Annotated in this window: 19 protein-coding genes; 9 read left to right on the top strand and 10 right to left on the bottom strand. The window is 64.0% G+C overall.

The features are described from left to right. Positions 1 to 71: 71 nt before the first annotated feature. From ftsH to folD, 7 genes are all read left to right on the top strand, one after another. Positions 72 to 2,000 (top strand): ATP-dependent zinc metalloprotease FtsH, encoded by a 1,929-nt coding sequence (gene ftsH, locus Q1V43_RS07885; RefSeq protein WP_300516198.1) that lies wholly within the window; start codon positions 72 to 74, stop codon positions 1,998 to 2,000. A gap of 186 nt (positions 2,001 to 2,186) precedes the next feature. Continuing rightward, positions 2,187 to 3,023, top strand: coding sequence for a hypothetical protein (locus tag Q1V43_RS07880; RefSeq protein ID WP_300516196.1), 837 nt, complete (start codon positions 2,187 to 2,189; stop codon positions 3,021 to 3,023). 183 nt (positions 3,024 to 3,206) lie between these two features. Then, positions 3,207 to 4,334, top strand: coding sequence for a DNA alkylation repair protein (locus tag Q1V43_RS07875; protein ID WP_300516194.1), 1,128 nt, complete (start codon positions 3,207 to 3,209; stop codon positions 4,332 to 4,334). A 141-nt stretch (positions 4,335 to 4,475) separates the two neighbouring features. Further along, positions 4,476 to 6,152, top strand: coding sequence for a formate--tetrahydrofolate ligase (locus Q1V43_RS07870; protein ID WP_300516192.1), 1,677 nt, complete (start codon positions 4,476 to 4,478; stop codon positions 6,150 to 6,152). An 89-nt stretch (positions 6,153 to 6,241) separates the two neighbouring features. Continuing rightward, a complete protein-coding gene (locus Q1V43_RS07865) occupies positions 6,242 to 6,568 on the top strand; it encodes a chorismate mutase (protein WP_300516190.1) in 327 nt (108 codons plus the stop codon). A gap of 22 nt (positions 6,569 to 6,590) precedes the next feature. Continuing rightward, positions 6,591 to 7,484 carry a bifunctional 5,10-methylenetetrahydrofolate dehydrogenase/5,10-methenyltetrahydrofolate cyclohydrolase gene (locus Q1V43_RS07860; protein WP_366146212.1) on the top strand — a complete coding sequence of 298 codons (894 nt, stop codon included), beginning with the start codon at positions 6,591 to 6,593 and terminating at the stop codon, positions 7,482 to 7,484. An 11-nt stretch (positions 7,485 to 7,495) separates the two neighbouring features. After that, the gene (gene folD / locus Q1V43_RS07855) at positions 7,496 to 8,398 is read left to right on the top strand and encodes a bifunctional methylenetetrahydrofolate dehydrogenase/methenyltetrahydrofolate cyclohydrolase FolD (protein WP_300516185.1); all 903 of its coding nucleotides are present in this window, start codon (positions 7,496 to 7,498) and stop codon (positions 8,396 to 8,398) included. A 528-nt stretch (positions 8,399 to 8,926) separates the two neighbouring features. On the opposite strand, the gene Q1V43_RS07850 is transcribed toward folD, so the two are convergent. The 4 genes from Q1V43_RS07850 to Q1V43_RS07835 form a co-directional block, all read right to left on the bottom strand. Beyond that, a complete protein-coding gene (locus Q1V43_RS07850) occupies positions 8,927 to 9,718 on the bottom strand; it encodes a crotonase/enoyl-CoA hydratase family protein (protein WP_300516183.1) in 792 nt (263 codons plus the stop codon). Positions 9,719 to 9,786: 68 nt separating this feature from the next. Next, positions 9,787 to 10,236, bottom strand: coding sequence for a PaaI family thioesterase (locus Q1V43_RS07845; RefSeq protein WP_300516181.1), 450 nt, complete (start codon positions 10,234 to 10,236; stop codon positions 9,787 to 9,789). A 63-nt stretch (positions 10,237 to 10,299) separates the two neighbouring features. Further along, positions 10,300 to 10,962 (bottom strand): ligase-associated DNA damage response endonuclease PdeM, encoded by a 663-nt coding sequence (pdeM, locus tag Q1V43_RS07840; RefSeq protein WP_300516178.1) that lies wholly within the window; start codon positions 10,960 to 10,962, stop codon positions 10,300 to 10,302. Between the two features lie 31 nt (positions 10,963 to 10,993). Further along, complete coding sequence (locus Q1V43_RS07835) at positions 10,994 to 13,405, bottom strand: ligase-associated DNA damage response DEXH box helicase (protein WP_300516175.1); 2,412 nt, start codon at positions 13,403 to 13,405, stop codon at positions 10,994 to 10,996. Positions 13,406 to 13,488: 83 nt separating this feature from the next. On the opposite strand from Q1V43_RS07835, the gene Q1V43_RS07830 reads away from it, so the two are divergent. Then, positions 13,489 to 13,983, top strand: a complete 495-nt coding sequence (locus Q1V43_RS07830) for a DUF4405 domain-containing protein (protein WP_300516173.1) — start codon at positions 13,489 to 13,491, stop codon at positions 13,981 to 13,983. Between the two features lie 75 nt (positions 13,984 to 14,058). Here Q1V43_RS07830 and Q1V43_RS07825 read toward each other — a convergent pair whose 3' ends face one another. After that, complete coding sequence (locus tag Q1V43_RS07825) at positions 14,059 to 15,372, bottom strand: ATPase (RefSeq protein ID WP_300516171.1); 1,314 nt, start codon at positions 15,370 to 15,372, stop codon at positions 14,059 to 14,061. Positions 15,373 to 15,522: 150 nt separating this feature from the next. Here Q1V43_RS07825 and Q1V43_RS07820 point away from each other — a divergent pair, with 150 nt between their 5' ends. Continuing rightward, positions 15,523 to 17,130 (top strand): hypothetical protein, encoded by a 1,608-nt coding sequence (locus Q1V43_RS07820; protein WP_300516167.1) that lies wholly within the window; start codon positions 15,523 to 15,525, stop codon positions 17,128 to 17,130. Between the two features lie 14 nt (positions 17,131 to 17,144). Here Q1V43_RS07820 and Q1V43_RS07815 read toward each other — a convergent pair whose 3' ends face one another. The 5 genes from Q1V43_RS07815 to Q1V43_RS07795 are packed head-to-tail and all read right to left on the bottom strand — an operon-like array spanning position 17,145 to position 21,064. Then, complete coding sequence (locus Q1V43_RS07815; protein ID WP_300516165.1) at positions 17,145 to 17,645, bottom strand: prepilin peptidase; 501 nt, start codon at positions 17,643 to 17,645, stop codon at positions 17,145 to 17,147. 4 nt (positions 17,646 to 17,649) lie between these two features. Further along, a complete protein-coding gene (locus Q1V43_RS07810) occupies positions 17,650 to 18,513 on the bottom strand; it encodes a tetratricopeptide repeat protein (RefSeq protein ID WP_300516162.1) in 864 nt (287 codons plus the stop codon). A 28-nt stretch (positions 18,514 to 18,541) separates the two neighbouring features. Further along, positions 18,542 to 19,081: a tetratricopeptide repeat protein gene (locus Q1V43_RS07805; protein WP_300516338.1), complete on the bottom strand. Its 540-nt coding sequence runs from the start codon at positions 19,079 to 19,081 to the stop codon at positions 18,542 to 18,544. Positions 19,082 to 19,108: 27 nt separating this feature from the next. Further along, positions 19,109 to 20,083 carry a type II secretion system F family protein gene (locus tag Q1V43_RS07800; protein WP_300516159.1) on the bottom strand — a complete coding sequence of 325 codons (975 nt, stop codon included), beginning with the start codon at positions 20,081 to 20,083 and terminating at the stop codon, positions 19,109 to 19,111. 12 nt (positions 20,084 to 20,095) lie between these two features. After that, positions 20,096 to 21,064, bottom strand: coding sequence for a type II secretion system F family protein (locus Q1V43_RS07795; protein WP_300516156.1), 969 nt, complete (start codon positions 21,062 to 21,064; stop codon positions 20,096 to 20,098). Between the last annotated feature and the right edge of the window lie 67 nt (positions 21,065 to 21,131).

The raw sequence follows: 21,131 nt of genomic DNA, 5'->3' as shown, positions 1-21,131 counted from the left end.
CTCCCACGCCCGGCCCCGGGCCTGGCAAGTTGTGCCCGCCGTCGGCTGGGCAAGTTTAAAGGAGATCCCCTTTGGGCAACGCGAGAAATTTCGCCTTTTGGATCGTGCTGTTTCTGCTGATCCTTGGCCTGTTCCGACTGTTTTCGGACGGCCAGACCATGGCCTCGACAAACGAGGTCCCCTATTCGCAATTCATCCAGCAGGTCGACAGCGGCAATGTCGCCATGGCCGACGTGGATGGGGAAACGGTGCGCTACCGCGGATCTGACGGTAGGGATTATTTCACTATCGTGCCGGGCAACGAGGAAGTCGTCGCCAACGTTCTGGACCGCATGCTGGAAAAGGGCGTCGAGGTGGCAGCCGAACCGCAGGCGCAGTCGGGCTTCTTCTCGCTCCTGTCGCTGCTTCTGCCGGTGCTGATCCTGATCGGTTTCTGGTTCTTCATGATGAACCGCATGCAGGGCGGCGGCAAAGGCGGCGCGATGGGCTTTGGCAAGTCCAAGGCCAAGATGCTGACCGAACGCGAGGGCCGCGTGACCTTCGACGATGTCGCCGGCATCGACGAGGCCAAGGAAGAGCTGGAAGAGATCGTCGAGTTCCTGCGCAACCCGCAGAAATTCTCGCGTCTGGGCGGCACCATCCCGAAAGGCGCGCTGCTGGTCGGCCCGCCGGGCACCGGTAAGACCCTGCTGGCCCGCGCCATCGCCGGTGAGGCGGGCGTGCCCTTCTTCACCATCTCGGGCTCGGACTTCGTGGAAATGTTCGTGGGCGTCGGCGCAAGCCGTGTGCGTGATATGTTCGAACAGGCCAAGAAGAACGCGCCCTGCATCGTCTTCATCGACGAGATTGATGCCGTGGGTCGTCACCGTGGCGCCGGTTACGGCGGCGGCAATGACGAACGCGAACAGACGCTGAACCAGTTGCTGGTCGAGATGGACGGGTTCGAGACCAACGAGGGTGTCATCATCCTGGCCGCGACCAACCGCAAGGACGTTCTGGACCCCGCGCTGCTGCGCCCGGGCCGTTTCGACCGCGAGGTCACAGTGCCGAACCCGGATATCAAGGGCCGCGAGAAGATCCTGGGCGTACATGCGCGCAAGGTGCCGCTGGGCCCGGATGCCGACATGCGCGTGATTGCGCGCGGCACGCCCGGTTTCTCCGGCGCGGACCTGGCCAACCTGGTAAACGAGGCCGCGCTGATGGCCGCCCGTGTGGGCCGCCGCTTTGTCACCATGGAGGATTTCGAAAACGCCAAGGACAAGGTCATGATGGGGGCCGAGCGGCGCTCGATGGTCCTGACCGACGAGCAGAAGGAAAAGACCGCCTATCACGAGGCCGGTCACGCCGTGGTGGGTCTGGCCCTGCCGCAATGCGACCCGGTCTACAAGGCGACGATCATCCCGCGCGGTGGTGCGCTGGGCATGGTCGTGTCCCTGCCGGAGATTGACCGTCTGAACTGGCACAAGTCGGAATGCGAGGAAAAGCTTGCCATGACCATGGCCGGCAAGGCGGCCGAGATCATCAAATACGGCGAGGAGAATGTCTCGAACGGTCCGGCCGGCGACATCCAGCAGGCCTCCGGGCTGGCGCGCGCCATGGTGATGCGCTGGGGCATGTCCGACAAGGTCGGCAACATCGACTATGCCGAGGCGCATGAGGGCTACCAGGGCAACACCGGCGGTTTCTCGGTCTCGGCACATACGAAGGAACTGATCGAGGAAGAGGTCAAGGGTTTCGTCCAGGAAGCCTATGACACCGCCTTCAAGATCTTGTCCGAACGGGCGGACGAATGGGAAAACCTGGCCCAGGGTCTGTTGGAATACGAGACCCTGACCGGCGAAGAAATCCAGCGTGTCATGCGTGGCGAGCCGCCGCACAAGGGCGAGGACGAGGACAAGCCGGACGAGGGCGGCAATGCCTCGGTCCTGGCGGTGCCGAAAACCAAGCCACGTGCCAAGCCGACCGGCGAGGCGGGCATGGAGCCCGAGCCCACCGCCTGACGCATGGCGTAAAGTCGCGCATGAATGTGCAGAAGACCACCCCGGCCCCGCGCCGGGGTGGTTTTGTTTTCAAGGCTGACGTAAGGTCAGCAGAACGCCTCCGGATGTGTGGGTTTCGCTTGGAATGACTGTATCGCGTGCCCCCCGGCTTCGGGCGCGAGACGCTGTGCAGACAAGGGGGGAGCGATGGCGCAGAAGGACATTTCCACAACTGAAATTGACGAACGCATTACCTTTCACGACGACGACCAGATCATGGAGGTCAGTTTCGCCGGTATGGAACTGGACAGTTCCACCCAGGTGAACCTTTTCTACGACCGGATCGAGGAACGCATCGCCGCCAGTGGCGAAAAGCTCTGGTTTTTTCTGGTAGATTACCGCGAAACCCGGATTGACAGCACCGCCTGGTTCGCCTTTTCGCGCCGCGGCAAGGAGCTGAACATGGCCCATTCGATGGGGTCGGTGCGGTTCGATGCCTCCGAAATCACCCGAAAGCAGATCGAACAGAACGCCGGGACCGAAAATTTCGACCCGAACCTGTTTTATGACCGCGACAGTGCCGTGGCGCGGTTGCGCTCGCTGCCCTCGAAGCGGCAGGCGAAAGTCGTGCATACACCCACCTTGACAGTCGGGGACGTGGCCGCGCGCCTGTCCTTCCTGCACGAGGAACAGGTGATGGAAGTCGACTTCACCGATCTTGCATTGCGGCATTCGGGCGATGTTGACCTGCTTTATGACGTGATCGAGGAAAAGATCGGTCAGACCCGGCGCAAGTGGTATTTCCTGATCAACTACGAGCGCACGCGCATTCATTCCCCCGCCTGGGTCCGCTACGCGGCGCGGGGCAAGCGGCTGAACATCAATTGGTCGCTGGGCTCGGTGCGCTATGCGCCGGGGTCCGAGACCGAGGCCGACATCCGCCTGCGCGCTGAAAGCCAGGACTTCCGCCCCAATATCCGCAACACCCGCGCCGAGGCGTTGGAACGGATCGCCGAGATGAAGGCCGAAGCGCTTCAGCATTGACGCGCCCTTGCGGCGTTCCCTCGGGGGGGGGCGCAGCTTCCTGACAGGTTCTGACAGGGTCCGGGTTGCGGGCAGGCTTGCAGCCGGGCAGGCTGCATGCAGCGCACGGGAGGGTTTCATGCCGACATCAACAAAAACGGATCACCTTGGGCGGCGCACCGGAGCGCGGGCGTTTTCCCTCTGATGGAGCCGTTCAAGAACGCCTACAACCCGGCCATGGTGGCCGACATGGCGCGGCACCTGTCCGCTGCGGGGCCTTTCGACGCGGAGCGGTTCACGCGGCGCGCCTGTGACGGGCTGGAGGCGCTGGAGCTGAAGGCGCGCGCGCGCCATATCGCCCAGGCGCTGGACACCTGCCTGCCCGCCGATTTCGCCGCGGCCTGCGCGCAGATGGTGGCCGCCCTGGGCCCGGAGGCCAAGACCGAGGGCTGGGAACAATCGGGCACCGGCGAAGGTATTCGCGGCTGGGCCATGCTGCCCATGGGCGAAGTGGTGCAGCGGCGCGGGGCAGGGGCGTATGACCTGGCGATGGAAACGCTCGCGACCTTTACCAGCCGCTTCTCGTCCGAATTCGATGTGCGCCCCTTTCTGGACGCGGATCTGACGCGCGGACTGACCTTCCTGCATCGCTGGGCCGATGACCCGAACCCGCATCTGCGCCGCCTGGCCAGCGAAGGCTGCCGTCCGCGCCTGCCCTGGGGCACGCGCCTGAAGGGGCTGATTGCCGATCCCACGCCGATCCTGCCGCTGCTGGCCCGGCTGCGCGATGATCCGTCGGAATACGTGCGCCGCTCGGTTGCCAACAACCTCAATGACATAGCCAAGGACCACCCGGACCTGGTGGGGGAAATCGCCGCGGACTGGCTCGATCGCGCTTCGAAGGACCGCACCCGGCTGGTGCGCCACGCCTGCCGCACGTTGATCAAAGCGGGACACCCCGGGGCTTTGGCCGCATTCTGCTATGCGCCGCCCGAACTGGAGCTGTCGTTTTCCGTCACCCCGCAGCTGGCGCGGATGGGCGATGACCTGACCCTGACGGCGCGTCTGAAAAGCCGGTCGGAAAGGGCACAGAAACTGGTCGTGGACTATGCGCTGTATTTCATGCGGGCAAACGGAAAGCCCGCGCCGAAAGTGTTCAAATGGACCCGTGTGGACCTGCCCCCCGGCAAGGAACTGACCCTGTCGAAAACCCACAAATTGCGTGAAGTCACGACCCGCAAGCACTACCCCGGGGCGCATGAGGTGGTGATTCAGGTCAACGGACAGGGCATGGGGGCCGATCGGTTCACTCTGGTGCTGAACGGCGACTGAGGTTTCCCATCCGCGACTCCCGGGACGCGAAGGCGACGAATTCAGGGCTGGATATGTCGGATTCCCGCCTATGCTTTCAGCGCATGACCGGTATACGCGAGGTCAGAGTTTTGCTCCCACCCTTCCAGACAGGATCCCGAGATGAGCTATAAATCCGACATCGAAATCGCCCGCGAGGCAAAGAAGCGCCCGATCCAGGAGATCGGCAACAAGCTGGGCATCCCCGCCGAGCACCTGCTGCCCTATGGCCATGACAAGGCCAAGGTTGGTCAGGACTTCATCGAGAGCCTTGGCGATCGGGAAGACGGCAAGCTGATCCTCGTGACCGCGATCAACCCGACCCCGGCCGGTGAAGGCAAGACCACCACCACCGTGGGTCTGGGTGACGGGCTGAACCGCATCGGCAAGAACGCGATGATCTGTATCCGCGAAGCCTCGCTGGGTCCGAACTTCGGCATGAAGGGTGGCGCCGCCGGTGGCGGTTACGCCCAGGTCGTGCCGATGGAGGAGATGAACCTCCACTTCACCGGCGACTTCCACGCCATCACCTCGGCCCACTCGCTGCTGTCGGCGATGATCGACAACCACATCTACTGGGGCAATGAGCTGGAGATCGACGAGCGCCGCGTGGCCTGGCGCCGCGTCGTGGACATGAATGACCGCGCCCTGCGTGACATCGTGGTGTCGCTGGGTGGCGTGTCGAACGGCTTCCCGCGTCAGACCGGCTTTGACATCACCGTGGCGTCCGAAGTCATGGCGATCCTGTGCCTGGCCAACGACCTTGAAGACCTGCAGAAGCGCCTGGGCGACATCATCGTGGCCTACACCCGTGCCCGCAAGCCGATCTACTGCCGCGACATCGGGGCCGACGGCGCCATGACCGTTCTGCTGAAGGACGCGATGCAGCCGAACCTGGTGCAGACGCTGGAAAACAACCCGGCCTTCGTGCACGGTGGTCCCTTCGCCAACATTGCGCATGGCTGCAACTCGGTCATCGCCACCAAGACCGCGCTGAAACTGGCCGATTACGTCGTGACCGAAGCCGGTTTCGGTGCCGACCTGGGCGCCGAGAAATTCATGAACATCAAGTGCCGCAAGGCGGGCCTGGCCCCGTCGGTCGTGGTGCTGGTCGCCACCGTGCGCGCGATGAAGATGAACGGCGGTGTCGCCAAGGCCGACCTGGGCGCCGAGAATGTCGAGGCCGTGCAGGCGGGCTGTGACAACCTGGGCCGTCACATCGAGAACCTGAAGGGCTTCGGTGTGCCGGTGGTGGTCGCCATCAACCACTTCGTCACCGACACCGATGCCGAGGTCGACGCGGTCAGGGACTACGTGGAAGGTCACGGTGCCGAGGCGATCCTCTCGCGTCACTGGGAACTGGGCTCGGAAGGCTCCGCCGACCTGGCCACCCGCGTGGCCGAGATCGCCGATGCCGACGTGGCTTCCTTCGCGCCGATCTACCCGGACGAAATGCCGCTGTTCGAAAAGATCGAGACCGTCGCCAAGCGCATCTACCGTGCTGACGAGGTTCTGGCCGATGCCAAGGTGCGCAACCAGCTGCGCGACTGGGAAGAAGCCGGTTACGGCGACCTGCCGGTCTGCATGGCGAAGACCCAGTACTCGTTCTCGACCGACCCCAGCCTGCGCGGCGCGCCCACCGGCCATTCGGTCCCGGTGCGTGAGGTCCGCCTGTCGGCCGGCGCCGGCTTCATCGTTGTCGTCTGCGGCGACATCATGACCATGCCGGGCCTGCCCCGGAACCCCGCCGCCCTGTCGATCGGTCTGAACGCGGAAGGCGACGTCGAAGGCCTGTTCTAAGGTCTGGTGATCCCGGGGGCTGCGACCCCCCGGGGCATTGCACATGGACCGGATGCGGGGTAGGGCAAGGCACCCGTAAGGAGGCTGACATGCTCGACCCCGCAACCTGTTCCGACATGACGGCGCTGCGCGCCAATATCGACGCTCTGGACCGCGATCTGGTCCGCCTGTTGCGTCTGCGGGCAGCCCATATCGACCGGGCAATCGAATTGAAGCGGGCCAATGGCTGGCCGGCCCGCATCCCGACCCGGGTCGAGGAGGTGGTCTCCAAGGTGCGCGCCGAAAGTGCGGCCTGTGGTCTGGACCCGAACCTGACGGAAGACCTCTGGCGCCAGCTGATCGACTGGTCGATCGACCGCGAAGCCCGCGTGATCGGCACAGGCATTGCTGATGTACCGGGCAAGAAGCCCGCGTGAGGGAAGACAAGAAAAAATGCAGATGAGCGCGACCATCATCGACGGCAAGGCCATTGGGGCCCGGATGAAAGAGGAGGTCGCGGCAGACGCGGCTGCCCTCGCCGAAAAGGGCTGGCAGCCCAAGCTGGTCTCGGTCAGCGTCGGGGACACCGCCGCGGCGGAGCTCTATGTGCGCAACCAGCAGCGCAGCGCCGAAAGCGCCGGGGTCGAGTTCGAGGCCCGCAATTACCCCTTTGACACCTCGCTGGAGCAGCTCACCGGCATCATCCAGGGCCTGAATGCCGACCCGCGCGTGAACGGCATCATCATCCAGCGCCCGCTGCCCGACCACATCCCGGTCAAGACCCTGCAGAAGGCCGTGCATCCGCTTAAGGATGTCGAAGGCATGCACCCGGCGTCGATCGGCAATATCGTCTATAACGATCTGGCGCTGGGCCCCTGTACCGCCGTGGCCGCCGTGGAAATCCTGAAGACGCTGCCCCTGGACATCGAGGGCCTGAACGTCACCGTCATCGGCCACTCGGAAATCGTCGGCAAACCCATCGCGTTTCTGTTGATGGGGCTGGGCGCCACCGTGACCGTCTGCCACCACATGACCCGCTCGGTCGCGATGCATTCGCGCGCTGCGGATGCCGTCTTCGTCGCGGTGGGCAAACCCGGCCTCGTGACCGGCGAAATGCTGAAACCCGGCGGCGTGGTGATCGACATCGGCATCAACCGGATTGACACCCCCGAAGGCCCCAGGACCGTCGGCGACGCCGATTTCGACAGCTGCTCGCAAGTTGCCGGCTGGATCACCCCGGTACCCGGCGGCGTCGGCCCGGTGACTGTCGCCATCCTGATGAAGAACGCCGTGCTGGCCACGGAAATGCAAATGAACCACTACCGGGACAGCTTTGCCCGGGTCGATATGTGAGGAGACCCCCCATGACTGCCACCATCATCGACGGCAAGGCCTTCGCGGCCAATGTCCGTGAGAAAGTCGCGGGCCACGTGGCCCGGCTGAAGGAAGAGAACGACATCACCCCCGGCCTGGCCGTGGTGCTGGTGGGCGAAGACCCGGCCAGCCAGGTCTATGTCCGTTCGAAGGGCAAGCAGACCGTCGAGGTCGGCATGAATTCGTTCGAGCACAAGCTCGACGCCGACACGGCGGAAGAGGACCTGCTGGCGCTGATCGACCAGTTGAACAACGACCCGGCGGTGCATGGCATCCTGGTCCAGCTGCCGCTGCCCGGCCACCTGAACGAAGACCTGGTGATCAACTCGATCGATCCGGCCAAGGACGTGGACGGGTTTCACATCTCGAACGTGGGCCTGCTGGGCACCGGTCAGAAATCCATGGTGCCCTGTACGCCGCTGGGCTGCCTGATGATGCTGCGCGACCATCATGGGTCACTGTCCGGTCTGAACGCCGTGGTCGTGGGCCGCTCGAACATCGTCGGCAAGCCGATGGCCAACCTGCTGCTGCGCGACAGCTGCACCGTGACCATCGCGCATTCGCGCACCAAGGACATCGAAGAGGTCTGCAAACAGGCCGACATCCTGGTTGCCGCCGTGGGCCGCGCCGAGATGATCACCGGCGACTGGGTCAAGCCCGGCGCCACTGTGATCGACGTGGGCATCAACCGCATCGACGCCCCCGAAAAGGGTGAGGGCAAGACCCGTCTGGTCGGCGATTGCCATTTCGACAGCTGTGCCGAGGTGGCCGGCGCCATCACCCCCGTGCCGGGCGGAGTGGGCCCGATGACCATCGCCTGCCTGCTGGCCAACACGCTGACCGCCTGCTGCCGCGCCAATGGTCTGACCGAGCCGGAAGGCCTGACCGCCTGATACACGCGGGACCATGATTTTCAGGCGGCGCTGGGGAAACCCGGCGCCGTTTTTTGTTCGGTTAGCGGATGCGGTTTGAATCCCTCAGCAAAATATCCGAAAAGATATCTGCCAAAATCCCCCAATCCCCGTCGTCCATTACCAAGTGCGGCATACCACTACCTCTCCGGATCATCCTATACTGTCCCCTCTTTTTCCAAATTTTAATACAGTCGCCCGGTAGCAATTCGTCATCAGAGTTCTGCGAGTGAAAATAGTCGGCAATCTGTTTCGCGGTTTCCAACTGAATTCCAACGACATGAAATTCCCCACCGCTTATTGCAAGAAGAATTGGGGTGTCACTGCTCCGGCATCGGTATACCTTTAGCTTAGAGTTCACTTTGAATGCGGTAACTGGTTGATAGCAATGCCATAAAATTCGTACGAGCCAACCGACAGGCTTGGGGTTTCCAGGCTTTGTTTCGTAAATGTTTTTCCGCATTGCTCTTCCAATTTCAATGCTGATCTACTGTTACCAATCCTTTTGGTTCAATTCCTGAACACCGGGTCGCGTTTCTGCATCCCGGCCATGACCGCCTCCATCTGGTTGGGCGTGCCCACCAGCTTCTCCTGCGCCGCGCTTTCGGCGATCAGGGTTTCTCCAACCCCGAGCAATTCGGTTTCCGTGATCAAGGCCTTGGCGGCCCGCACCGCGTCGGGGGATTTCGCGGCGATCTCGGCGGCCAGCGTCTGGGCGCGTGCCAGCGGATCGGTGTCCAGCTCGGTCACGAAGCCCCAGTCCCGGGCCTGCGTGGCGGAAAACTGTTCGGCGGTATAGGTCAGGCGGCGAATGATGTCGCCCCGCGCCAGACGGCGCATCAGCACCATGCCCCCCATATCCGGCACCAGACCCCAGCGCCCCTCCATGATCGAAAACCGCGTATCCGGTGCGGCCACGCGCATGTCGGCCCCCAGCATGATCTGGAACCCGCCGCCGAAAGCATAGCCGTGAATGGCGGCGATGACCGGCTGCGGAAGCTCTGCCCAGGCCATGGCGGTGGCCTGAAACAGGTTTGAGGCCCCATGGGTCCGCGTCTGGAACCCCGCCTCGCCGGCCACCTTGGCCAGCATCGGCATGGCGCTGACGTCCAGACCCGCGCAGAAGGCCTCGCCCGCCCCGGTCAGAACCACCGCGCGGATGTCACGCCGCACCTTCAGGCTGGCGGCTGCCTCAACGATGCCCTCGATCATCGGCAGATCCAGCGCATTGCGCTTTTCCGGCCGCGACAGGGTCACGGTGGCCACCGGGCCGTTTTCTGTAATGATCACACGGTCGCTCATCGGGCTCTCCTTGTTTGGGCCGAGTTAATCCGTCTGGGCAGGAAAACCCAAGCCTCACGTTGCGGCAGTCACTCCGGTGGCGTCAGGGGGACCGGTACCATGGTGCCCAGCAGGACCGCGACCTGCCTGCGGGTGTCGCCGGTCACGGCCCAAACCTCGGACTGGACCGTGATGAGGCGGCGTCCCGGTCGGATCACGCGCCCTTCGGCCAGAAGGTAGTCGCCCGTCGCGGGGGCCAGCAGGTTGATCTTGATCTCGGAGGTCACGACCTCGCTGTCCAGCCCCATGCAGGTCAGGGCGGCATAGCCCGCCGCGCTGTCTCCGATCGAGAAGGTCAGCCCGGCATGGCCGAACCCCTGCTGCTGGCGTGCGCCCGGCGGGATCGAGGAGCGTATGCTGCAGCGTCCCTCGCCAAGCGTCATGATCTCCGCGCCAAGCGTGCGCATCATGCTCTGTTTGGCGAAACTCGCCCGCACACGGGATTCGATAGTGGGGTCCAGCTGGGTGTCCGATGTCATATGTGCCTCCTCCCCTCCAGCGGTAACAGGGGGCGGGGACGGGGCAAAGCGTGACGTCCCGTCCTAGCGCGGCATCGGGATCATGCAGGGCGTCGACCCGGTCAGGACCGCCCGCGCGTCCGGGCGCATCAGCCGGGTCAGCGCCCCGTCATCCGACCGCAGCCCGCCGGTATAGGTGCCATAGGCGGGCAGGATCACCCGGTCGCTGTCGACCAGAGCGCAGGCCCGGGTCACGGATCGGCCACGCAGGCGGATACGCGCCTTGGGGTGATAATGCCCCGAGATTTCGCCGGCCGTGCCCGGGCGCGCGATGTGGCGAAAGGACAGCGGCGGGCGGTGCAGCTCGGCCAGGTGGGTGCCGCCGAATTCGACCGGGCCGGGGTCATGATTGCCCTCGATCCAGACCCAGCGCCGCCCGGCCATGAGCCGCGCCAGCCACAGGGTCTCGTCCTCGGCCAATCCTCGTGCGGCGTCCAGATCGTCGAAACTGTCGCCCAGACAGACCACGCTGCGCGCGCCGGTCGCCTCGATATCCGCTTCGAGCCTGGTCAGCGTATCGCGGGTTTCATAGGGCGGCAGCATGTCACCGCCGCGCCGCGCCATGCGTTCGGACTTGCCCAGATGCAGGTCCGAGACACACAGGAGACCGGCCTCGCCCCACCACAGCGCCCCCGTACCCAGCAGGGTAAGTTCACATCCGGCAAAGGTGAAAGCGCATCCGTTCATGATATTTGCCTGCCGTGACCGCGCCGAAAAATCAAACCAGACCCGCCGCCTGCATCAGGCTTTCGGCCTCGGCGGCCAGCTGCGCCTCGGCACCGGCGCCCTCCACGGGAACCTTGCCGACCTCAAGGAACAGAGGCGCGGCGAAGGGTGGTACCCTGTCCAGAACCACATGATCGACCCGGGCGCGGGTGCGCGCCAGCATCTCTTCGATCCGGGCGAAACCGATCAGCCCGGCCATCGCCTCGTCGCGGGTGATGCGCAGCATCAGGTGGTCGGGATCGTATTTGCGCAGCGTGTCATAGAGGATGTCCGAGCTGAAGGTCGCCTGGCGCCCGGTTTTCTGTCGCCCGGGCAGATTGCGGGTGATCAGACCGGCGATGGTGGCGGTGGCGCGGAAACTACGTTTCATCAGGGCGTTTTCGGCGAGCCAACCGTCCAGTCCCTCACGCAACCCGTCCGGGTCCAGCAGCGCGGCAGGGTCGTGCATCGGTTCCAGCGACCAGATCAGCGTGGCATAGTCGGTGGCGACGAAGCCCAGCGGACCCAGCCCTGCCTCCTCCATCCGCCGGGTCAGCAGCAGCCCGAGGGTCTGCATCGCGTTCTTGCCGGCAAAGCCATAGACACAGCTGTGCGCGCGGCCTTCGTAGTCGAAGCTTTCGACCAGGATGCGGCCGGGGCGGGGCAGTTGCGAGCTGGATTTCTGCAAGGAAATCCAGTCCTTCGTGTGCTCGGGCAGGGCGGAAATGTCGCCGTGCAGCAGGCCCAGGATGCGGGCCGAAAGCTGGGTGGAGGTCGCGAATTTCGTGCCCATGAACACCGCGACCTTCGGCTTGCGGCCGCGATCACGGCTGACCTGGACTTCCATCTCGCGCAGGGTTTCAAACCGCACGATCTGCCCGCCGATCAGGAACGTGTCACCGGGCACGAGGGAGGCCGCGAAACCTTCCTCGACCTCGCCCAGCGGCTTGCCCCCCCCCATTCTTCCGCGCCCCCTCATGCGCACCTTCAGCGTGTCCGCATCCTGAATCGTTCCGATATTCATGCGCACCTGCTGGGCATGGCGCGGGTCACGCAGTTGCCACAGCCCGTCGGGGCGCTGCTTGAGCCGTTTCCACTGGTCATAGGCGTTGAGCGCATAGCCACCGGTGGCCACGAAGTCGAGGCAATCCTCGAACTCGGCCCGGGTCAGCGTGGCATAGGCGCCGGCGCTGCGCACCTCGTCAAACAGCTGGTCCGCGTCGAAGGGGCCGGAGCAGGCCGTGACCATGATGTGCTGGCACAGCACGTCGCGCGGGCCGGACCCGCGCGGCTCGCCGTCCAGATCATGGGCCAGGGCGGCCTCGATCGCGGCCTGGCATTCGATCACCTCCCAGCGGTTCGCCGGCAGCAACAGCGCCTTGGAGGGGGCGTTGTAGCGGTGGTTGGCCCGGCCGATGCGCTGCACCAGCCGTTTCACGTTCTTTGGCGCGCCGACCTGGATGACAAGGTCCACGTCGCCCCAATCCAGCCCCAGGTCCAGCGAGCCGGTGCAGACGATGGCGCGCAGCTGGCCTGCGACCATCGCTGCCTCGACCTTCTCGCGGGCCTCACGGGACAGGGATCCGTGGTGAATGCCGATGGGCAGGTTGTCGCGATTGGCAAGCCAGAGGTGGTGAAAGAAGATCTCGGCCTGGGCACGGGTGTTGTGAAAGATCAGCGTGGTCTTGTGGGCGCGCACCTGTTCCAGAACCTCTTGCATCGCGTATTTGCCGCCGCCCCCGGACCAGGGCGGCGTTGCTTCGGTGCGCAGCATGGCGATATCGGGATCGGGGCCGGGATCGGCGGTGAGGGTGCGGCAGGGGGCGGGGTGAGGGGCGAAGTAGCTGGCAAGAGCCGGCGGATCCCCCACCGTGGCCGACAGCCCCACGCGGCGCAGCCCGGGGCAGAGCGCGGCGAGGCGGGTCAGGCAGAGCATCAGCTGGTCGCCGCGCTTGCTTTCGGCCAGCGCGTGCAGTTCGTCCACGACCACGCGTTTCAAACCCGCGAAGATGCGTGGCGCATCCTCGTAGGAGAGCAGCAGAGCCAGGCTTTCAGGTGTGGTCAGAAGGATATGCGGCGGATCGGCGCGCTGTGCTTTCTTGCGGGTCTGCGAAGTGTCGCCGGAGCGATCCTCGACCCGGATGTGCAGGCCCATGTCCTCGATCGGCCGCAGCAGGTTGCGGCGCATGTCGGCGGCCAGGGCTTTCAGCGGTGAAATGTATAAACTGTGCAATCCCGCCGGTGGATTTTCCCCCAGTTCGACCAGCGAAGGCAGGAAACCTGCAAGCGTCTTGCCGCCGCCCGTGGGGGCGATCAGCATCAGAGCGGGGTCGGCGGCGCGTTCGAGCATCGTGATCTGATGCGGGTGGGGCTGCCAGCCGCGGGCAGTAAACCAGTCGGAAAATCGGGCGGGCAGGGGGCTCATGCGCCGACTGTAGCGCGGGGTGCAAAAAAACGCACGGGCAGACGACGGAACCTGCCTGCAATCCCGTTCATCAGGAAAGAGTGATGGAGATGACAATGAAAACCCTGCGCAAATGGGCCACGCCCCTGACCGTCGCCAGTTTCCTGATCATGGGAGTGACCGGCACGCTGATGTTCTTCCGCCTGGAAACCACGCTGGGCAAGGTTGTCCACGAATGGGCCGGCTGGGTCATGCTGATCGGGGTCGGGGCGCATCTGGTACTGAACTGGCGCCCGTTCACCACCTACCTGAAACGCCCCATGGCGGCGGGGATCATGGGGGTGGGCGCGGCTCTGCTGGCGCTGACCTTCCTGCCGATCGGACCGGGTGGTGGCAATCCGATGATCGCGGTCCTGCAGGCGGTCGAACAGGCCGACGTGCGGACCGTCATCGCCCTGTCGGGCCAGGAACTGGATGCCGGGTTGGCCGCGCTGAATGAGGCCGGTTTCGCGGCCACGGGCGATCAGCCGATGCAGGCCCTGACCGGCGGTCATCGCGGCACGCAGTTCGAGGTGATCAACGTCCTGTTCACCCCCTAAGGCCTCCCGGGTGAGCCTTGGGGGCGGCGTTTCCGTGCGTGTTGGCGCCGCGCCTTTTTTTGCCGCCCCTTTACCTCAGTGTTCGATATGCTCTTCGCGTACGAACATGTTGGCCCAGGCGCGGTCGATCAGCTCCGGGCTCATCTGGTGCGGAATGCCCTCGAATTCGCAGATCGCAATCATCTGGTCGATCAGGAAAATCGGCTGGTAGTTCGCATAGATATTATCGATGGTCGGGTATTTCTTCTTGAGCAGGTGCACGAGCGCGGCCTCGTCCAGCGGCATCTTCTTCTTGCGCGCGACCATGGCGAAGATCTTCAGGTAATCTTCCTGGCTCGGCCCGTCGATCTTGATCTTGAAGAAGATCCGGCGCAGCGCCGCCTTGTCGAAGATCTCGTTCGGGTGGAAGTTGGTCGAGAAGATGACCAGAGTGTCGAAGGGGACCTCGAATTTCTCGCCCGATTGCAACGCCAGGATGTCCTTGGATTCCTCCAGCGGGACGATCCAGCGGTTGATCAGCGCCTGGGGCGGTTCGGCCTGGCGGCCAAGGTCGTCGACGATGAAGACGCCGCCGGTGGATTTCAGTTGCAGGGGGGCCTGATAGGTGCGCGAGGTGGCGTTGTAGACCAGGTCGAGCATGTCCAGCGACAGCTCCCCCCCGGTGATCACCGTGGGCCGTTCGCACAGCACATAGCGCCGGTCGTATTTCATCGAGCTGCGGCGCAGGGAATTGCCGTTGTCCACGGCCTCCTCGGCCGAAGTGTGCACGATCGGGTCATAGACCGTAATGACCTGGCCGGAATATTCGATCGCACGGGGAACGTAAATCTTGTCGCCAAGCGCGTCGCGAATACCGTTCGAGATTGAGGACTTGCCGTTGCCCGGGGGGCCATACATCAGGATCGAACGGCCCGACCCCACCGCGGGGCCGAGGTGATCCAGAAGGTCGTCGGGCAGGACCAGATGCCCCATCGCGCCGGTCAGCTGGCCGCGTGTCATGGTGATGTTGCGGATCGACTGGCGTTTGACCTGTTTGCCGTATTCCTCCATCGGGACGGGCATGGCGCCGTAGTATTCCGATTGGGACAGTGCGTCCAGCGCGCGGGCCTTGCCGGTGTCGGTCAGTTGATAGCCCATCTCGTTGGTGGTGGCGCCGGCGTGCAGCGTGCCCATGGCTTCGATCAGCCCCTGATCGCGGCTCATGTCGATCAGCTCCTGCACCACGCGGCCGGGCAGGCAGAGCACCTTCTCCAGGTCGGACACCAGATCCAGGTTCATGCGGAACATCGTCTTCAGCAGGATGTCGCGCATCATCACGATGCTCAGCCCGGTGTCGGACAGGTTGCGTGCGGGGGGCGGCGCGGGCACGATTGCCGTCTGCATGTTCATCTGATCTGCTCGTTTGCTGTCTGATTTTTCCCGTGATTCTACCCCTCATGGGTCATTGGAACAACAAAAACCACCAGTAGGGCTTTTGTATGGCACCGTCTGCGCAGATAGTGTTGCCGAACGATTAACGGGACAGGTTGTGAGGGGCACATGATGGAACGTCCAAATGCGGTGATGCTGGCGGGGGGGCTGGCGGCCCTGTTCATCCTTCTGGCGGGGACGTCGCTTGCACCCGGTGCGCTGCTCGTGGGCAAGCATGAGGGCGATACGTTTCATATTGTCGACGTGTTGATGCGCATGGCGCGTGGCGAGGTTCCGCACCTGGATTTCGCGACCCCGATCGGAGTGCTTGCCTTTGCCCCTATCGTTCTGTTTTTGAAGGCGGGTTTCGGTGTTGGCATGGCCATGATCATGGGCCAGGTGCTGATTGCCGCCCTGGTCTTTCCGGCGCTCTGGTGGGTGGCGCACAGCCGGTTTTCCACCGGCTGGGCCGTGGGGTTCGGAGCAGCGGTTCTGGTGCTTCTGCTGGGGTTGGTGCATGGCACGACCGAACCCAGTCTCAGCATGTCGATGCATTACAATCGCTGGGCCTGGGCAGCCACTTTCCTGGTCCTGGCCGCGGCGGTGCTGCCGGGGCGTGGCGCGGACCGTCCGCTGGCGGATGGGCTGGTGATCGGACTGGGCCTGTCGCTGATGGCCTTGACCAAGGTGACTTTCTTCGTGGCATTCGCGCTTCCGGTGGTGGTCGCCCTGGTCGCGCGGGGCGCCTGGCGCAGCCTTGCAGTGTCCGTCCTGGCGGGCCTGGCCGTGGTTGCCGTTGTCACCGGGGTGATGAGTGTCGAGTTCTGGATGGCCTGGCTGGGGGATCTGCGGACCGTCTCCTCCAGCCTTGTGCGCCCTCAACCCACCCTGAACCTGGGCCAGGTGATCGGTGCGCCCTCGCACATGGCGGGCACTTTGGTGCTGATCTTCGCGGTCGTGCTGCTGCGTCAGGCAGACCGTCCTGCCGAGGGGCTGATCCTTCTGCTGTTGGCGCCGGGCTTCATCTATGTCACCTGGCAGAATGCGGAAAACGACCCGCAATGGCTGATGCTGCTGGGGGTGATGCTGTTCGCGCTGGTGCCCACGCGTGAGCTGCACAATGTGCTGGGGTGGAATGTTTCCGCCGGGATCGGCTATCTGGGCATCGCGGCGATCACGCTGTCGGTGCCCAGTTTCATCAATATGGCCTGGAGCCCGTTTCGCCACCTCAACACCGACCGCGCGGCCTATATGCCGTTGCTGCCGGGGCAGGGGATTCACGAGGATCTGCAGGTCGCCCGGATACGTAACCTGGACGTGGGCGGCGCGGTGCCGTTGGGCCTGCCCACGGGAGACCGCGATGCGTCGGGGCAGGAAGAGGTCGCCAGGGTCAATGGCGAGGCCCTGCCGCAGTGCAACCTGGGGCTTGGCATGAGCCATTGGATGGCAACGATCGCGACCCGGTTGAACGAGAGCGGGCTGGCACGGGATCAGCAGGTTTTCGTGACGGATGTCCTGAACGTGACCTGGCTGTACGGTGCCGGAGAGCCGCTGCAAGGGGGCGCGCCGTGGTATTACGGTGGGCTCAGCGGGTTTGCCAATGCCGACCTGGTCCTGGTGCCGCTTTGCCCGATTTCCGCGCCCTTGCGCAAGCTGATGCTGACCGAGATCGAGGCGGACGGTGCACAGTTGACCGAGATTGACCGGACCGACCTGTATATTCTCTATCGAAAGTAAAAAAGCGGCCGGAATTACCGGCCGTAGAAGGCGACAATCAGAAGATAGAACAGGATGATCCCCGAGATCACCAGGCCCATCGGGAAATCCTTGCGCTCCCAGCTGTGCCAATCGGGCATGCGCGCGCGCAGGGCCGGGGTGTGAAGCACCACCCGGTGCAGGGTAAAGCCTGCCAGCAGGGTGGCCGAGGTCAGGATGATGATCAACGGTGCGTCCTGTCTGTCGAACAGCGGCGCGGCGGCGGCAGCGTATTTGGCGTCCCCGGCGCCCATGGCGCCCGCAGCAAAGAGCACGAAGCAGAAGGCCAGGATCACCGGTGCGTTGATCAGGCGAAAGAGCCAGTCCGTCGCGGGCATTGCCAGAAACCCCACGGGAATCGTCACCACGAGCAGGGCCAGCACTGCCAGGTTCGGGATTTTCATACGGGCCAGGTCGCTCCAGGCGACCCAGATCGCGATCGGAGTGACAACGGGCAGGAACCACCAGCCCGCGGCGGCGAATTGTGTGGAGATCATCGCTTCAGCCCGCGCTCACGCCGCCTTCCAGCGCACGCAGGGCCCGCACGGCGGACTCGAAATGCTGCGGATGGGTGTCGATGGCTTCCTTCAGCAGGGCCCTTCCGGTCTGGACGTCGCCCTGTTTGATCGCCGACAGGGCCAGCGTATGCAGAAGCTGTGCGCGTTCCGTCTGGGTCATCTCGATGATCGGAAGGTCGTATTTGCGCTGGGCGCCGCGGGCCAGGGTCAGGTTGTTCTTGGCGGTGAACACCTTGTTGTCATAGGTCAGCGATTCCGCGAACAGCGCCTCGGCGCCAGCGAAATCACCGCGGGTCAACTTTGAGTAACCCCAATTGTTCAACACGCCCGAAGGTCTTGTGGTCAGGCCGACGGCGGTCTCATAGAAACTGTCGGCCCGCTCCCAATCTTCGTTGCTGTCGGCGACCATCGCCTCAAGGCGATAGCGTTTGTAGGTTTCGAACGTGGGCGGGATCGCGTCCAGCACCTGTTCCGCCTTGGCCCAGTCCCCGGCGCGGATATGGGCGTCGGCCAGATCGACGCGGTCGTCGTTGGTGGCCTCGTCACTTTCGAGGACCTCGGCAAAGACCCGGGCGGCTTCCGGCGCCTTGCGGGCGCGCACCAGCGCCTTGCCCAGTCCGCGTTTCAAGTCGATCCGGTCGGGCTGGGAACCGGAGGCGCGGCGGAAATAGGCCACGGCTTCGTCCGCGTCGCTCACGGTGAGCATGATGTCGTTGAGATTGGCGTCGTCGATCACGTTTACATCGGCGATCGCACGGGTGACGTCGGCGTCGGCGCCGGGTTTCTGGCAGCCCGACAGGGCCACCAACCCGCCAAGGCAGACTGTAACAAGGATGGGATGGCGCATGCTGCGTCCTCTTACTGCTCGAACCCGCTTACGGCGTCGACAGAAGGAGGTAGTCCCCGGCCCCCCGGCGCACCAATGCGAAATTTTCGTTTATGTCCGGAGCATAGACCGGATTTTCCACCTTGGCGAGCGCGAGGCGCAAATTCTCGCGAATTTCGGCAGATTGGCCACTATCAAGCCCGAAAGCGATGCGGAAAACACGGGCGGCCTCGGCCACTTCGCGCTGTTCCATCAGGACGACACCAAGGTTGTTCCATGCCGGCGCGAAACTGTCATCCTTCTCGACCGCCCGGCGCAGCATCGTTTCGGCCTGGCCCAGGCGGCCCAGCATCAGGTTCGCCGATCCGATCGCGGAAAGCACATCGACCGTCGTGCCATGTTCGGCGGCCGAACGCAGGTAGCTTTTCAGCGCCAGCTCGTATTCCCCTGCCGCCATCAGGCGATGGCCGACGACCAGCCCGTCCACGCTTTCCTCGCCGCGCGGTACGCCGGATGGGGCAAAGGGGCTGTCGTTCTCCGGCAGCCCCGTGTTCGCACAACCCGCCAGCAGCGCCAGCGCACAAGTCAATCCCACCCGTATGATGCTGTTACCTCATTAGAAATTGGCGTTTTGCAACGTCACGTAAATCTCATATACCGACGGGCCGATCAGGATGATCAACAGCGGCGGCACGGTCAGCATCATAGTGGCAAGAGTCATCTTGGTGGGCAAGGTATTTGCCTTTTCTTCCGCGCGCATGACGCGTTTGTCGCGCATTTCACCGGCGTAGACGCGCAGGGCCTCGGCGATGGACGTGCCGAAGCTGGTCGACTGGATCAGCACGGTCACGAAACTGGCCACGTCCGGCACCCCGGCGCGTTCGGCCATGTCGCGCAGCACCTGGATGCGGTCCTTGCCCGCCTTCATCTCATGCGCGACGATCTCGAACTCGTCGGCCAGCGCCGGATAGCCCGCGCGGATCTCGCGGGCGACGCGGATGATCGACTGGTCAAGGGACTGACCGGCCTCGACACAGACCAGCATCATGTCCAGCGCGTCGGGGAAGCCGTTGGTGATCTGTTCCTTGCGTTCCTCGACCCGGCGCGTGACCCAGTATTTCGGCAGGTAATAGCCCGCGCCGCCGGGGATCAGCACCGACAGCATCATTTTCTGGGTCGTGACCTCGGCGCCGGTGGTTTTTTGCAGAAAGACATAGCCGACGCCCAGAACGAGGAAGCCGAGCCCCAGCGCAAACTGTGCGAAGTGGAACGTACGCACGGCTTCCTTGCCGGGGTAGCCCGCCTGCAGGAGCTTCAGGCGCATCGCTGAATATTCTTCCTCGTCCTGGGGTTCCAGGAAGCCGGAAAACTTTTCGAGCTTGTCATTCCCTTGCGCCGCGCGCAGGGCCATCTTCGGGTCCGATATCTGTTGCAGGTTCGACTTCTTGAGCTTGTCGAGCGGGTCTTCCTTCCTGTTCATCAGGATCGGCAGGGTGCCCAGCACCAGAAAGAGGCCCAGGATGCCCAAGGCAACCACCGGGCCCAGCGGGCCCATCGCATCGACGAGCATGGTGTTGATCTGTTCAAGCATGGGTAAGCCTCCTCAGACCTTGATGTTCACCAGCGCGCGCATCACGAAGACGTTCGCCACCAGGAAGGCAGCCACGACCAGGCTGGCGGGGATGAAAACCGCGGTTTCCTTGACGTCGTCATAGTAGTTCGGCTGGATCACGTTGATCATCACGAGCGCAACCAGCGGGAACCCCGACAGGAAGGTGCCGGACCACTTGGCCTCGGCGGTGATGGCCTTCACGCGACGGAACAGTTTGAACCGCGCCCGGATCACCTTGGCCAGACCGTCCAGGATCTCGGCCAGGTTGCCGCCCGAAGTCTGCTGGATCGTCACCGCCACCGCGAGGAAGCGCAGATCCTGCATGTCCATGCGTTCGGCCAGGGACTTCAGCGCCTCGCCCACGTCGCGCCCATAGGCGCTTTCGTCCGCGATCACACCCATTTCCGAACCCAGCGGATCGGGCACTTCCTTCGCGACGATCTGGATCGCCGAGCTGAACGGGTGGCCGACGCGCAAGCTGCGCACCATCAGTTCCACCGCGTCGGGAAGCTGTTCCTCGATCATCGAGAGGCGTTTCTTTGCGGTGTTGTTGATCCAGACATAGACCGCGCCCGCGCCCATGGCGACCGACACGGCAATGCGCACGGGCAGACCTGCCTCGGTGCCGACGGTCAGACCGACATAGGCAACTCCCATCAGCCCGACCATGACCATGATCAGCTGGTTGGGGGAAAAGGCGATATTGGCTTTCTGCGCCTTCAGGGCCAGCAGCGAATAGAGCGGGATGCCTTTCGCGTTCATGTGCTGGTGCATTTCCTTGCGCAGCTGTTCGAGCACCTGTTCGCGGCCCGCGCCCTTTTCCAGCATGTCGATCCGGCGGTTCACGCGGTTGTTCAGGCTGATCGACTTGCCGAATACCATCAGGTAGACGGCGTTCACCAGCACCAGCACGGCCACGAAGATCAGGCCGTAGATAAGCGGTTCTGCGGAAATGACCATGGTATCTACTCCGCTGCGACCGGTTCGAAGATCGAGTGGGGCAGGTCATAGCCCCACTGACGGAACC

Origin of the sequence: Aliiroseovarius sp. (assembly GCF_030148435.1) — a bacterium.
Lineage (GTDB): Bacteria > Pseudomonadota > Alphaproteobacteria > Rhodobacterales > Rhodobacteraceae > JASBTN01.
This window is presented reverse-complemented; position numbering and strand designations above follow the sequence as displayed.